This is a genomic window from Rhodoferax sp. (genome assembly GCF_023700745.1).
Taxonomy (GTDB): Bacteria; Pseudomonadota; Gammaproteobacteria; order Burkholderiales; family Burkholderiaceae_C; genus Rhodoferax.
Genome location: NZ_JAMPYG010000008.1, coordinates 47654 through 61220 on the forward strand (window position 1 = coordinate 47654; position 13567 = coordinate 61220).

Consider the following 13567-nt stretch of genomic DNA (forward strand, 5'->3'; position numbering starts at 1 on the left):
CGCCATTGTCGCGGAGCTTTCAAACTACTTCGCCAGCGCCTTGAGCGCCAGCTTGATGCCATCGCTCACGCCAATGTCATTCGGCAGGGCCTTGAGGGCGGCGGCGGCCTCCTTGTCGCTGTAGCCCAGCGCCAGCAGGGCCTGCAAAATGTCGCCTTGCGCGTCGCTGGCGATGCTGCTGGGCACGCCAATGTCGGGGCCAAGCTTGCCCTTGAGTTCCAGCAGCAGGCGCTCAGCCGTCTTCTTGCCGATGCCGGGCACCTTGATGAGCCGGCCGCCCTCCTGCAGGGTGACGGCCTGCGCCAACTCGGTCACGCTCATGCCCGACAGCACGGACAAAGCCGTGCGCGGACCGACGCCCGAGATCTTGATGAGTTCGCGAAACGCCGCGCGCTCTGCCGTGGTGGCAAAACCGTACAAAATCTGCGCATCCTCACGCACCACAAAGTGGGTCAAAAGGCTCACCTTGACACCGAGTTCAGGCAAGTTGTAAAACGTGCTCATGGGCACAAACACCTCGTAGCCGACGCCATGGCAATCCACCATGACCTGCGGCGGATTCTTGTCATCGAGGGTGCCCGTTAATTTACCGATCATTTTGTGCCTATCATCGAGGAGTATTTATGGAATTATCAACGTGATCCTCCGACACCTCTTTTCGCCACCCAACAACACCCGCCTGGGCCACCTGTGTGGCCCCATGGACGAGCACCTGCGCACCATCGAGGCCGCGCTGCAGGTCAAGATTGCACACCGCCACGAGCAGTTCAAGGTCGACGGCCTCAAGGCCAACGCCAAGCGCGGCATGGAGATGCTGCAGGCCTTGTACGAAATGGCGGCACGCCCGATCGAGCCACGCACGGTGCAGTTGATGCTGGCCGGCGACGGTGACGTCAATGGCGCCGAAGGCCCGTCGCTCAAGACCAGACGCGCCGACTTGAAACCGCGTTCGCTGAACCAGGCGCATTACCTCGACAGCATCATCAGCCACGACATCACGTTCGGCATCGGCCCGGCCGGCACCGGCAAGACCTACCTGGCCGTGGCGATGGCGGTGGATGCGCTGCAACGCAGCACGGTACAGCGCATTGTGCTGACGCGTCCGGCGGTGGAGGCCGGTGAACGCCTGGGCTACCTGCCCGGTGACCTGGCGCAAAAGATCGACCCCTACCTGCGCCCGCTGTACGACGCACTGTATGACCTGATGGGTTTTGAGGCCGTGCAAAAAGCATTTGAGCGCCAGACCATCGAGATCGCGCCGCTGGCCTTCATGCGCGGGCGCACCCTCAACACCGCCTTTGTGATCCTGGACGAGGCGCAAAACACCACGCCGGAACAGATGAAGATGTTCCTGACGCGCATCGGTTTTGGCTCCAAGGCCGTGGTCACCGGCGACGTCAGCCAGATCGACCTGCCCAGCACCCAGCTCAGCGGCCTGATCGACGCCGAGCGCGTGCTCAAGGGTGTCGACGGCATTGCCATCTGCCGCCTGACCAGCGCCGACGTGGTACGCCACCCGCTGGTGGCGCGCATTGTGGACGCCTACGACGCCCCCGGTCGCATCGGCGTGCTGCGCCGCGACGACGCCGAACCCCTGGCCGCCAAACGCCCTTCCCGTCGCCTCCAAGGTCCCGACCTATGAACCAGCTCACCCTCTCCCTGCAATTCGGCAAATTTGACGACGTGGCGCTGCACCGCGCAGCCCTGCCCCGCCACAAGGTCGCGCGCTGGCTGCGCGCCGCGCTGCAAAGCGATGCCGAAATCACGGTGCGCGTCGTCGATGCCGCAGAAGGCCAGTCGCTCAACCGCGACTACCGAAAAAAGGACTACGCCACCAACGTGCTCACCTTCGACTACACGCTGGAGCCCGTGGTGACAGCCGACCTGGTGTTGTGCGCGCCAGTGGTGGCCCAGGAGGCCAAAGCGCAGGGCAAGACCCTGGAAGCACATTACGCCCATCTGCTGGTGCATGGCGCCCTGCACGCGCAGGGTTGGGACCACGACGAGGACGAAGACGCCCAAGTGATGGAACTGCGCGAGAGCGAGATCATGGCGCGACTCGGATTTGACAACCCGTATTGATCGGAAAACCATCGCGGCGAGGGCGCCGCTCCCACAAGGGGGGCATGGAACAATTCGCCGATGTACTTATTATTTGCAGTGGGTGCGCTCAGTCGATCAACCAGCAACAGGTCAGTGGCGGCACCATGACCGCATCGTCTTCAACCATGATGCGCTCGCCAGAACACAGCTCCCGCATGGCCACTTGCTGAAACAAGCCATGGGGGCGTAGCGCACCCAGCTGAAGTCGTTGCGCGTCGGTGTTGAAGTTGCTCACGACCAGCACCCTGCTACGCCCGTTATGTGCGTGATGTATGTCCGTGCGCAAGAAAACCAGCAGGTTGGGGTTGTCCACGTTCAACAATTGGCGATTGTCGAAGTCCGCAAAAGCGTTCAATTCCTTGCGCAAGGCGATCATTTTTTTCAGCGTATTGAAAATGCGCTGTTCCACCGTGCCACTTTGATGCCGCAGCGCCGCCTTGTCCCAGTCGAAATTCGAGCGGTTCATCCACCGGTTGTCGTTCGCCCGGAAAGGATCGGCCAGATATTCCAGACTGTTGAGCGTACCGATGGCGTCACCGTAGTAAAACAGCGGGATGCCGCCAAAGGACAGGATCACGCCGTGCAACAGCACAATGGTTTTGATGGCGGTCTCAATGGCCACCGGATCTTCGCTTTCCAGCGCGGTCTCAAGCCCGGCCAACGAAGCCAGTGACCCCGAAATGCGCGCATCGCCGGTCTTGGGGTTCGTGCCAAACGGCAGCCCGCGGGCGGTTGAGCCGGGGTATCGCCCCGTGAAGTAATCGATCAGAAAATGCCGGTGCTGCACCGGGTCATAGCCCGACAGTCGGGCATCGTTGTCATCAAAACCCAAACCAATGTCGTCGTGGCAGCGCACATAGTTGAGCCAGGTGGCCCGCTCCAGTTTGTTGGGCAGGTGCTTGATGCCCAGGTTCAGCAACATGGCATTCTTGGTGGCCACCCCGTCCCACAGCAGGGACATGAGCGTGGCGTTGTAAGCAATCTCGCATTCCTTGGCGTTGATGGCGTCTTCGCCGAAATACTTGGCCACCTCGCTGGGCGCCACGATGGCCTCGGCAATGAACAGCACGCCCGGCGCGGTGACCTGGCAGCAATCCTTCATCAACTGCAACAGCAAGTGCGCCTCACGCTCATTCTGGCAAGTGCTGCCGATTTTTTTCCACAGGAATGCCACCGCGTCCAGGCGCAAAACATCTGCACCCTGGTTGGCCCAGAACAGGATGATGTCGATCATCTCGATCAGCACGGCCGGGTTGCGGTAGTTCAGGTCCCACTGGTAGTTGTTGAATACCGTCATGACCCACTTGCCCATGACCTCGTCCCAGGTGAAGTTGCCAGGCGCCGTGGCCGGAAAGACCTCGGGCATGGTTTCCTCGAACGTATCGGGCATCTCGCGGTCGTCGAACACGTAGTAGTAATCCTGAAACGTCTTCTCGCCCCGGCGTGCCCTTTGCGCCCATTCGTGCTCGTTGGAAGTGTGATTGACGACCACATCGAGCACCAGCAACATGTCGCGCTTCTTTAACGTGGCCGCCAACGCTTCCAGCTCTTCCGTGGTGCCGTACCGTGCATCCACCTTGAAGAAATCCCTGACGGCGTAGCCACCGTCGGCATGCGTCGGAGGGCAATCCAGGATCGGCATGATGTGCACCATGTTGATACCCAGGTCCTGCAGGTAGGGCAGCCTGGTACGCAGGCCTTTCAGGTCGTCGGCAAAGCGGTCGCAATACAGCGCCATGCCAACCCACTTCTGGCTCAGGAACCAGTTGTAGTCACGTTCCCTGGCCAGGTCCGACTTGCGCAACTGGGGGCTGCGCGCCATGTAGCGCACGGCCAGCGTCTCCACCAGACTGACCATTTGCGCCTTGAAGTCGGGGCGTTCACCATAGAGCAGGTGGAACAGGGAATGGATGGCATAAAAATTGGCCCCGAGCCGGGTGTAGAAATGGCGCAGCCTGTAATTGCCGATCTCGGGTTTGAGCTCCATCAGGATTTCGTTCAACATCGCGTGGGACGCTTGTTCGTACATGAGTGCTCTCCAAGAGATTCAGTTTTGCGCGCGCAACCACGCATCGAGCGCAGGGTGGTAATGGGCAATGCCCTCCAGAATACCTGCGCTGTAATTGCCGTTCATGCCCAGGTAGCCGCCCCTTGCCATATACAAGGCGGTCGGGCTGGCGGCTGCCACCAGATTTTTCACTTGCGGGTCGGCATTGGCCACCAGCACAGCCGGAATACCGCTGAGCAGCACGTCCAGATCGTTGCCGCTGTCACCCGCAAACAGGGTTTCCTCGTCCTGATAGCCTTGTTGCTGCATCAGGAAACGGATGGCGTGCAGCTTGTTGGCGCTGGCAGGCAAGATATCAAGCAAGCCCAGCCCGGCGGGTTCATCCACGCTCCAGATCAGGTTCGCCTTGATGTGCGCCTGTCTCAAGCGGGCATCAATCGCGCGGATCAGGCTTGGCGCATCCTCTGCCGGCGCCACGTAGTAGCTGAGCTTGTGGCGGTTCTGTTTTTCGCGAGGCTGCAACTGCAACGCCGGGAACACGGCCAGCAGGCGACACAGGTCGTCGTGCGCCTGGCCATGCCAGTCCGGGTCGATCTGCGCACACCAGGCCTCGTTTTGCTGCCAGCCGGAGGGCGCGACCCGGTAGATCGTTGTCCCCACATCGGCGATGACAAAAGCGGGTTCTGGCAGATCGAAATCAAGCATCGCCTGCGCAATCAGCACCCGGTGCCTGCCGCTCACGTAGACCAGCGTCACGTCTTCGCGGCGCACCAGTTGCCTGAACAGTGCCAGCGCCCCCTGAGAGGCGGGCTGAGCACCGTTGGCTATCAGGGTACGGTCCAGATCGGTGCAAAGCAACAAGCGCCTCATGCTGCGGTTCCGGCGTTGTCGTCGACGAAAAAGCGGTAGTGCGTCATGGCCTCCAGAATGCCCGCCGCGTGCGGCTGTTTTGAAAAATAGATCTTCTCGATATTCGCCAGATCCGCCAGCTCGCCAAGGTGACGGTTGTCCACCACCACGCCCAGCGTGTTGCCGCGCAACATGTCTGCGTCGGCACCCGTGACACCGGCGACCAGGGTCTGTTCCAGCGGAAAACCAAATTTCTCGGCGCACCAGCGCAAGGCAAGCCCCTTGGAGGCACGCACCGGGAGCACGTCAAGAAACTGTCCGAACGAAAAAATCACGTTCACGGCTTGCTCATTGCGCAGCAACAGTCGCCGGATTGCATTGACATCCGTCGCCGCGGGATCGATGAAATAACTCAGCTTGAACGCGCTTTGGTTGCCTTTGGGCTGCATCGTCAGTCCTGGCACCTCCTTGAGGATGTCGTGCACCGCCTGCCTGCTCCACAAGTGGTCGATGTGGCGCGCCCAAACCGCGTCCTCGGTCAGGTTGGGAGCGTAATGAATCTGCGTGCCCTGTCCGGTGATCAGCACATCCGGCTGGGGTATGTTGTGCCGTTTCAAAATGGCCAGTGCATCGTCCAGGCTGCGGCCAGTGGCAATACCAAAGATGATTGCCTTGCGGTGTTCCTGCATGGTTTGCAAAAAAGGCACCAATGACACCGTGTCACCGATCAGGTTCTGGTCCAGGCTGGTAAAAATGGCCTGTTCACGGAAAGTGCCCGAGCGTCGTCGCAAAGACATGCGGGTCCGGGGTTCTGCTTTTTCCACCAGCGGCCGGATCACCGACAGATAGCTTTCCACGTGCGCCGGCCACGAGTAGAAGCTGCGCACGCCCGCGATCCCGTTCCTGGAAAAGCGCCGCCACGCGACCCTGTCTGCCAGGACCTGCAGCAGCATGTCCGCCAGCGCCGCCCTGTCGAGCGGGTTGATCAGGTGGCCGTTGCGGCAATTGCGGATGATGTCGGTCGGGCCGCCGTCCTCGGTGGCCACAATCGGCAAACCGCAGGCCGCCGCCTCGATCAGCGTCAAACCAAAGGGCTCGGTCAATGCGGGGTTCACGAACACGCCACCCGAGGCGGCCGCCAGGCGATACAGCACAGCCACCTCTTCCGGTTTGTGGTGTTTTGGGTACGCCACCTTGCCATACAGGTCGTATTTGTCGATCGCCAGCAGGATCTCGGTGAGCACCGCTTTTGAAATGTTCTCCATCTCCTGAATGTCATCACGGTTGCCCGCCACAATCACCAGGTTGGCGGCTTGTTGCAGCGCGGGTGAGCCCCCGTAGGCCTCAATCAGGGCCACCAGGTTCTTTTTCGGGTCAGGGCGCGACAACGCCAGAATCATCGGCTTGTTGGGCTGCTTCAAATAACGTTTGAGCGCCATGGCCATCGGACTCGTTTTTTCATCGCCTTGTGGCGGAAAAAATTGCGTCAGGTCCGTCCCCGGCGGAATCACCCGCATCCGCTCGGGCTGGTAAAAATCGTACAGACCGTACTGCTGCTCAATTTCTTGCTGGGTGCTGGTGATGACGCGCTCAGCGCTGCCCAACGTGGTTTCTTCGGCTTCGATGCGGCGTGAGATGTGGTAGGTGGATTCAATCTCACTGCGTTGGATACCGCTGGCCAGCAACTGCAGGCGTTTGTTGCGCCCCAGGGAGTGGCCGGTATGCACCAGGGGAATCCCCAATTGGTGTGCAAGGCGCGAACCCACGTAGCCGGCATCGGCGTAGTGGCTGTGAAAAACATCCGGCAGGCGGGGCTGGCTCTTAAGGTAGAGCAGGACGTTGTCTGCAAAGTTCTCCAGCGAGTCCCACAGCATTTCCTTGCGCAGGTATTTGTCTTCGCCACAGGCAATGCGAACGATGCCGGCCTTGTCGGAAAGCGGTTCCCAAACTTCGGCATAGTCGGCGCTGACCTGGCTGTCAACCACGCGACGTGTCAACAGCACCACTTTTTCAACATCCACGCGCTCACCCAAGGCACGGGCAAGCTCCACCACATATTTGGTCTGGCCACCGGTATCCGCATCGCGGCCCAGTTCCAGGTCATGCCCACGGATCAAGCCATGAACACTGATCAAGACGATATACAACGGTTTTTTTACCGCCAATGTTTGCTTTTTCATAGCCCCCATTCCTGCATGAAGCACGGGTAAAAATTCAAGCCATCGGACAGGCCCCGCAAATTTGCAGATAGATGGTAGCAAATACATTGCCGGCACGCACCGCCCGCCTTGCCCGGCGCTTCATCGCCCAGACAGGACCGCAAGGTGGCGGCCATACGGGCAACACCGGCAAGCCATGGGACAATTCGCCCATGTACTTATTATTTGAAGAAACCGGCAAATTCCTGGCCGGGCGCATCCTCTCCGAGGCCGACACGTCGGCACAGGTGGAGCTGGACTCGGGCAAACGCGTCAAGGTCAAGTCTGCCAACATGCTGCTCAAGTTCGACAAGCCCACGCCGGCTGAGCTGATGGCCGGCGCACAGGCCGTGGCCGCCGGCATGGAGCTCGACATGGCTTGGGAATTTGCGCCCGACGGCGACTTTGGCTTTACTGAATTGGCGCGCGACTATTTTTCAGAACACGCCACGCAGGAGCAACAGGCCGGCACGCTGATGGCGCTGTATGAGGCGCCGCACTACTTTCGCCGCGCCGGCAAGGGGCGCTTTCGCAAAGCCTCGGCCGACATCCTGGCGCAAGCACTGGCCGCCATCGAGAAAAAGAAACAGATTGCGCTGCAAATTGAGGCCTGGGTCAAGGAACTGAGCGAAGGCGTCTGCCCGCAAGCCATCCGCGACCAGCTTTACAAAATCCTGTTCAAACCCGACAAGAACGCGCCCGAATACAAGGCCGTGGTCGAAGCCTCGCGCGCCACGCACCTGGGCCCGCTGGACCTGCTGATCCAGGCCGGTGCCATCGATTCGCCCTACCAGTTCCACTGGAAACGCTTCCTGCTGGAAAACTTCCCCAAGGGCACAGGATTTCCCAAACTCGAGGCGCCGCTCATCAAGGACGAGCTGCCGCTGTCCCCGGCGCACGCCTTCTCGATTGACGATTCGGCCACCACCGAGATCGACGATGCGCTGTCGGTACAGGGCCTGGGCACCGGCACGGTGGTGCTGGGCATCCACATTGCCGCGCCCGGCCTTGCGATCCAGCCCGGCAGCGCCATCGACCACCTGGGCCGCGCGCGGCTGTCCACGGTCTACATGCCGGGCTACAAACTCACCATGCTGCCCGACGAGGTGGTGCAAAGCTACACCCTGACCGAAGGCTGCGACTGCCCGGCGGTGTCGCTCTATGTGACGCTGGACGAGACCACGCTGGAGATCAAGGCCTCCGAGACCAGGCTGGAGCGGGTGCACATCGGCGCCAATTTGCGCCACGACCAACTCGATGCCGTGGTCACCCTGGAGTGGCTGCAAGACCCGGCTTTCATGCACGACACCGACCCACCACCGCTGCAGCACAAGCGAGAGCAACTGTCGTTTTTGTACCGGCTGGCGCAAGACCTCAAGGCCAAGCGCGAAGTGGTGCGCGGCAAGCCCGAAAACTTCAACCGGCCCGACTACAACTTCCGGCTGGTCGGTAACGACGGTGCGGAGCCACAGGGTACCGAGCACGTGCAGATCAGCGTGCGCCAGCGCGGCGCACCGCTTGATTTGATCGTCTCGGAGGCCATGATCCTGGCCAACAGCACCTGGGGCAACTGGATGGCCGAGCTTGGCGTGCCCGGCATTTACCGCAGTCAGGCTTCCATGCTGCCCGGCGTCAAGGTGCGCATGGGCACCCGGGCGCTGCCGCACGCCGGCATTGGCGTCAAAAGCTACGCCTGGAGCAGCTCGCCGCTGCGCCGCTATGTGGACTTGCTGAACCAGTGGCAGATCATTGCCTGCGCCCGCCATGGCAAAACGGCGGCCCTGGTGGCGCCGTTCAAACCGAAAGACGCCGAGCTGTTTTCGATCATCTCCAGCTTTGACGCCGCCTACTTTGCCTACAACGGCTACCAGAACGCGATTGAGCGTTTCTGGACGCTCAAGTACGTGCAGCAGCAGGGCGTCACCGAAATTGAGGCCACCCTGTTCAAGGACAACCTGGTGCGCGCCGACCACCTGCCGCTGGTGCTGCCGGTGATGGGCGCGCAGGGGCTGCCACGCGGCGCGCGGGTGCGCGTGAAGCTGGGCGACATCGACCTGGTGTCACTTGACATCCACGGCACCGTGCTGGAGCGGCTTGACGCCGAGCCCGAGGTCTTTGACGCCGACGAAGAGCAGGACGAGGAGGACGTGGCCGGCCCGATTGCAATTGCCGTGGATCTCAACGACACGGATGCCAGCCCGAAATCCGGTGAACCAGAGGCGCTCGATACGCCGTGAAGCTGTCGTCGTTCAGCACCCTTCAGTTGGCCCTGGGCGCGTCCATCGCGGTACACGCCTCACTGCTGACCGTGCGCCTGGTTGACCCCGAGGCCTTCAAGCAGGTCATGCAGGACACCGCGCTGGAGGTGATCCTGGTCAATGCCAACCCGCAGGAGCGCCCGGACAAGGCACAGGCCATTGCCCAGGTGGCCATGGCGGGGGGCGGTGAAGCAGCCCGCGGCCGGGCCAAAAGCCCGCTGCCGCCGGCCTTGCTGAATCTGGACGGCGAAGACAAGGCGCAGGAGCAGGCGCGCCAGCTGCGCGAAATGCAGGAACAACAAAACTTGCTGCTCCATGTCAAGCGCTTGCTGAGCAGCCTGCCGCCCAGCGAGCCGCAACAGCAGGCGCAGACGCCCGAACAGGCGCAGCGCGAGCAAAAGCAGAAACAGCTGGTCAAGTTGCTGGCCGAAATCGAGCGCCGCATCAACCTGGAAAACGCCCGCCCGAAAAAGCGCTACATCAGCCCGGCCACGCGCGAGGCGGTGTACGCGATCTATTACGACCACCTGCGCAGAACCATCGAAGACCGGGGCACCCTGAATTTCCCGCAGGCCAACGGCCAAAAACTCTATGGCGAACTCACCATGGTGGTGACCATCAACCACCGCGGCGAAGTCATGGCCACCGAAGTGGTGCAAAGCTCCGGCAACCTGGCGCTCGACCAGCGCGCGCGCGCCATTGCCAACAGCGCCGGACCTTTTGGTAAATTCAGCCATGCCATGCGATTGCAAGCCGACGAGATTGCCGTGGTGTCGCGCTTTAATTTCACACGAGAAGACACGCTGGAAACCAAAGTCAGCGCCAATTAACCCCATCCTCCTAAGCAACCAATGACCACCGACCTCTACTGCGTGATGGGCCACCCGGTTTCCCACAGCCGCTCGCCCTGGATTCATGCCCGTTTTGCCGAGCTCACCGGCCAGCATCTGCACTACGAAAAGCGCGAAATCCCGCTGACCCACTTTGATGCCAGCGTACAAGCCTTCATCCGTGAAGGCGGGCTGGGCTGCAACATCACCGTGCCGTTCAAGTTTGAAGCTGCCAAAATTGCCACCCACACCAGCGAGCGGGGTTTGCTGGCGCAAGCCTCGAATATATTGACCTTCAGGGACGGCCAGATCCTGGGTGACAACACCGATGGCATTGGCCTGGTGATTGATATTGAACGCAACGCCGGCTTGCCCCTCAGGGGCTTGCGCCTGCTGCTGATTGGCGCAGGCGGCGCTGCTGCCGGCGTGCTGGGTCCGATGCTACAAGCCGGCCCGGCGCACATCAGCGTGGCCAACCGCACGCTGCACAAAGCCACCGAGTTGGTGGCACGCCATTTACCCCTGGCCACACAACAAAAGACGGAGCTGGTAGCGCATACCCTGCATGGGCTGGGCGACCCCTTTGATGTGGTCATCAACGCCACCGCGACCAGCCTGAGCGGTGCCGCGGTGCCCGTGGCCGCCCGCGTGTTGAAGCCCGGCGCCCTGGCCTACGACATGATGTACGGCCCCGGCGCCCAGGGTTTCATGGACTGGGCACGCGCCCATGGCGCGGTACCACGCGATGGTCTGGGCATGCTGGTCGAGCAAGCCGCCGAGGCCTTTTTGATCTGGCGTGGCGTGCGCCCGCCCTCAGCCCAGGTGCTGGCTGAATTGCACAAGGTCATTCAGGGATAAAGCATGAAACCGTTTTTGCGCTGGCTCAGCCTGGTGGCAGTTGCCATGCTGCTGCTGCAGCTGTTTTTTGTGGTGCGCGTTGTCGCCATGCTGGTGATCGACCCGCAATCCACCGCCTTTCAGCGCTCCGAAGCCTGGCGTGTGGCGACCCAGAAAGACGCCTTGCGCTGGCGTCAGCAATGGCTGCCATACGACAAGATTTCAAGCCACCTCAAGCGCGCGGTGATCGCCAGCGAAGACGACGGCTTTGCCAACCATGACGGTGTGGACTGGAATGCGCTGGAAAAGGCTTGGGAAAAAAACGCCAAGGCCGAAGAGCAGGCGGCCAGGGCGCAAGCTCGGCTGGACGCCCGCAATCCGCCCCGCGTAACGGCCAATGCCGCCAGGCCGCCAGCCAAGGCGGTGAAGGCCCCCAAGGTGGTGGGCGGCTCCACCATCACCCAGCAACTGGCGAAAAACCTGTTTTTGTCGGGTGAACGCACGATGCTCAGGAAGGGTCAGGAATTCTTCCTCACGCTGTTGCTGGAAGCCGTGCTCAGCAAGGAGCGCATTCTTGAAATTTACCTCAACAACGTGGAATGGGGCGAAGGCGTTTTTGGCGCCGAGGCCGCGGCCCAGCACTATTTTCGCAAACCTGCAGCCAAGCTCAGCAGCTATGAAGCCGCCCGGCTGGCCGTGATGCTGCCACGCCCCAAGTACTTTGAAAAGCTGCCCAATTCAAGCTATGTGGCGGGGCGCGCCGCCAGCATTGCGCGACGCCTGCAAGGGGCTGAACTGCCATGAGCCAGGACCGGCCAGAACCAGGCAACTGGCGCAGCCGCGTGACGGCTTGGGCATCCCCTCTGGCGGCCGCCGGGGTCAGCCTGTTTTTGCTGGGACTCATTCGCGTACTCACCGGGGCCCAGGCGCGCTGGTGGGGCTGTCCGCCCAAAGCCGAGCAGCGCATTTATTTTGCCAACCACCAGAGCCACGCCGACCTGGTGATGATCTGGGCGGCACTGCCCAAGGAATTACGCCGCAACACCAGGCCAGTGGCCGCCCGGGAATACTGGACCAAATCCGCCTTCAAGCGATGGCTCACCACGGCCGTGTTCAACGTGGTTTATGTCTCGCGCGAGCGCCATGCGCAGGAAGACCCGCTGGAACCGCTGGTCGAAGCCCTGGCGGCCGGTGACTCGCTGATCTTGTTTCCCGAAGGCACGCGCGGTCATTTTGATGACCCGCAGGCCTTCAAGGCCGGGCTCTATAACCTGGCGCTCCAGTTCCCGCAGGTCGAGCTCATTCCGGCCTGGATCGCCAATGTGCAGCGCGTCATGCCCAAGGGCGAAGTGGTACCGGTCCCGGTGCTGTGCTCGGTCACCTTTGGTGCCCCCATGCAAGTGCTCCCCGGTGAAGACTGCCACACTTTTTTGCCACGCGCCCGTAACGCCGTCATCGCCCTGCGCGACATCTGAACCATGTCCCTTCACCAAACCTTGAGAAACCTCAGCCCGGCGCAACAAGTGGGCGCCATGTTTGTGCTGGTGTTCGGCCTGCTGGTGATTGCGTCGCTGACGCTGTTTTTGCTGTCCATGCGCGAGCATGAAGACGTGCAGGCGCAGCAAGCCCAAAGTGAGCGCATTCAGGATTTGAGCAATCTGCTGCGCACCAGCTGGGCGCTGATTTTTGTCTTCTGGGTGGCCTGGCTGGCGGGCGACATCACCCGTCTGGTGCTGTTTGCGCTGGGCTCCTTTTTTGCCCTGCGTGAGTTCCTGACGCTGTCGCCCACGCGCCAGGGCGACCACCGCAGCCTGGTTCTGACATTTTTTGCGGTATTGCCGCTGCAGTACTTTCTGGTGGGCACCGAGCACTTCAACCTGTTCACCGTGTTCATCCCGGTCTATGTGTTTCTGGCGCTACCCGTGGCGAGCGCACTGGCCAACGACCCGGTGCGTTTTCTGGAGCGCAACGCCAAGCTGCAATGGGGCATCATGGTCTGCATTTACGGCATGAGCCATGTGCCGGCCCTGATGCTGCTGGACTTTCCGCGTTACGACAAGCAAAACGCTTTTCTGGTGCTGTTTCTGGTGCTGGTGGTGCAAACCTGCATGGTCACACAGCATCTGGTGGCCCGCTACCGGCCCAAAACCCCGGTAGCGGCGCAGATCAGCCAGAGCTTCACCTGGCACAGCTGGGGCTGGGGCATGGCTGCGGGCAGCCTGTTGGGGGCCGTGCTGGCGGGCATCACGCCCTTTGTACCGGGTCAGGCCTTTGCCTTGTCGTTCGTCGCCTGCGCCGCCGGATCGCTCGGGCACCTGGTCATGAAGGCGCTCAAGCGCGACCGCGGCATCCCGATCTGGCGTGGTCAGAGAAAAAGCGTGACCGGCGCCGGCGGCATGCTTGACCGCATCGACTCGCTGTGTTTTGCCGCGCCGGTGTTCTTTCATTCGGCGCACTGGTATTTTGGCCTGTAGCCGCCAACCA

At 61.5% G+C, this 13567-nt stretch carries 12 protein-coding genes; 8 read left to right on the forward strand and 4 right to left on the reverse strand.

The genetic code is table 11. The features are described 5' to 3' along the window. Positions 1-24: 24 nt before the first annotated feature. Positions 25-597 carry a Holliday junction branch migration protein RuvA gene (gene ruvA / locus NDJ10_RS08225; protein WP_296161012.1) on the reverse strand — a complete coding sequence of 191 codons (573 nt, stop codon included), beginning with the start codon at positions 595-597 and terminating at the stop codon, positions 25-27. Between the two features lie 40 nt (positions 598-637). Between ruvA and NDJ10_RS08230 the strand changes: the two genes are divergently transcribed. Together NDJ10_RS08230 and ybeY are read left to right on the forward strand one after the other, a co-directional pair. Further along, positions 638-1642 carry a PhoH family protein gene (locus tag NDJ10_RS08230; protein WP_296161015.1) on the forward strand — a complete coding sequence of 335 codons (1005 nt, stop codon included), beginning with the start codon at positions 638-640 and terminating at the stop codon, positions 1640-1642. After that, positions 1639-2082, forward strand: coding sequence for an rRNA maturation RNase YbeY (gene ybeY / locus NDJ10_RS08235; RefSeq protein WP_296161018.1), 444 nt, complete (start codon positions 1639-1641; stop codon positions 2080-2082). The genes NDJ10_RS08230 and ybeY overlap by 4 nt, the downstream gene beginning before the upstream one ends. Before the next feature lie 88 nt (positions 2083-2170). Here ybeY and NDJ10_RS08240 read toward each other — a convergent pair whose 3' ends face one another. Genes NDJ10_RS08240 through NDJ10_RS08250 form a run of 3 tightly spaced genes read right to left on the reverse strand, consistent with a single transcriptional unit; the run spans position 2171 to position 7140 of the window. Next, positions 2171-4132 carry an amylosucrase gene (locus NDJ10_RS08240; protein WP_296161020.1) on the reverse strand — a complete coding sequence of 654 codons (1962 nt, stop codon included), beginning with the start codon at positions 4130-4132 and terminating at the stop codon, positions 2171-2173. A gap of 18 nt (positions 4133-4150) precedes the next feature. Next, positions 4151-4981, reverse strand: coding sequence for an HAD-IIB family hydrolase (locus NDJ10_RS08245; protein ID WP_296161022.1), 831 nt, complete (start codon positions 4979-4981; stop codon positions 4151-4153). Then, positions 4978-7140, reverse strand: coding sequence for an HAD family hydrolase (locus NDJ10_RS08250; protein WP_296161024.1), 2163 nt, complete (start codon positions 7138-7140; stop codon positions 4978-4980). Before NDJ10_RS08250 ends, NDJ10_RS08245 begins: the two co-directional genes overlap by 4 nt. A gap of 191 nt (positions 7141-7331) precedes the next feature. Between NDJ10_RS08250 and NDJ10_RS08255 the strand changes: the two genes are divergently transcribed. The 6 genes from NDJ10_RS08255 to NDJ10_RS08280 are packed head-to-tail and all read left to right on the forward strand — an operon-like array spanning position 7332 to position 13557. Continuing rightward, positions 7332-9395, forward strand: a complete 2064-nt coding sequence (locus NDJ10_RS08255; protein WP_296161026.1) for an RNB domain-containing ribonuclease — start codon at positions 7332-7334, stop codon at positions 9393-9395. Beyond that, the gene (locus tag NDJ10_RS08260; RefSeq protein WP_296161028.1) at positions 9392-10246 is read left to right on the forward strand and encodes a TonB family protein; all 855 of its coding nucleotides are present in this window, start codon (positions 9392-9394) and stop codon (positions 10244-10246) included. Before NDJ10_RS08255 ends, NDJ10_RS08260 begins: the two co-directional genes overlap by 4 nt. Positions 10247-10267: 21 nt before the next feature. After that, positions 10268-11104, forward strand: coding sequence for a shikimate dehydrogenase (aroE, locus tag NDJ10_RS08265; protein ID WP_296161030.1), 837 nt, complete (start codon positions 10268-10270; stop codon positions 11102-11104). 3 nt (positions 11105-11107) lie between these two features. Then, a complete protein-coding gene (locus tag NDJ10_RS08270; protein WP_296161032.1) occupies positions 11108-11887 on the forward strand; it encodes a transglycosylase domain-containing protein in 780 nt (259 codons plus the stop codon). After that, entirely contained in the window at positions 11884-12558 is a 675-nt protein-coding gene (locus NDJ10_RS08275) for a lysophospholipid acyltransferase family protein (protein WP_296161034.1), read from the forward strand. Before NDJ10_RS08270 ends, NDJ10_RS08275 begins: the two co-directional genes overlap by 4 nt. 3 nt (positions 12559-12561) lie before the next feature. Continuing rightward, complete coding sequence (locus NDJ10_RS08280; protein WP_296161036.1) at positions 12562-13557, forward strand: phosphatidate cytidylyltransferase; 996 nt, start codon at positions 12562-12564, stop codon at positions 13555-13557. Positions 13558-13567: the final 10 nt, after the last annotated feature.

Coding starts and splice junctions, on each gene's coding strand:
- aroE (WP_296161030.1), top strand. CDS start 10,268: ATGACCACCGACCTCTACTGCGTGATGGGCCACCCGGTTTCCCACAGC.
- NDJ10_RS08250 (WP_296161024.1), bottom strand. CDS start 7,140: ATGAAAAAGCAAACATTGGCGGTAAAAAAACCGTTGTATATCGTCTTG.
- NDJ10_RS08255 (WP_296161026.1), top strand. CDS start 7,332: ATGTACTTATTATTTGAAGAAACCGGCAAATTCCTGGCCGGGCGCATC.
- ruvA (WP_296161012.1), bottom strand. CDS start 597: ATGATCGGTAAATTAACGGGCACCCTCGATGACAAGAATCCGCCGCAG.
- NDJ10_RS08245 (WP_296161022.1), bottom strand. CDS start 4,981: ATGAGGCGCTTGTTGCTTTGCACCGATCTGGACCGTACCCTGATAGCC.
- NDJ10_RS08275 (WP_296161034.1), top strand. CDS start 11,884: ATGAGCCAGGACCGGCCAGAACCAGGCAACTGGCGCAGCCGCGTGACG.
- ybeY (WP_296161018.1), top strand. CDS start 1,639: ATGAACCAGCTCACCCTCTCCCTGCAATTCGGCAAATTTGACGACGTG.
- NDJ10_RS08240 (WP_296161020.1), bottom strand. CDS start 4,132: ATGTACGAACAAGCGTCCCACGCGATGTTGAACGAAATCCTGATGGAG.
- NDJ10_RS08270 (WP_296161032.1), top strand. CDS start 11,108: ATGAAACCGTTTTTGCGCTGGCTCAGCCTGGTGGCAGTTGCCATGCTG.
- NDJ10_RS08280 (WP_296161036.1), top strand. CDS start 12,562: ATGTCCCTTCACCAAACCTTGAGAAACCTCAGCCCGGCGCAACAAGTG.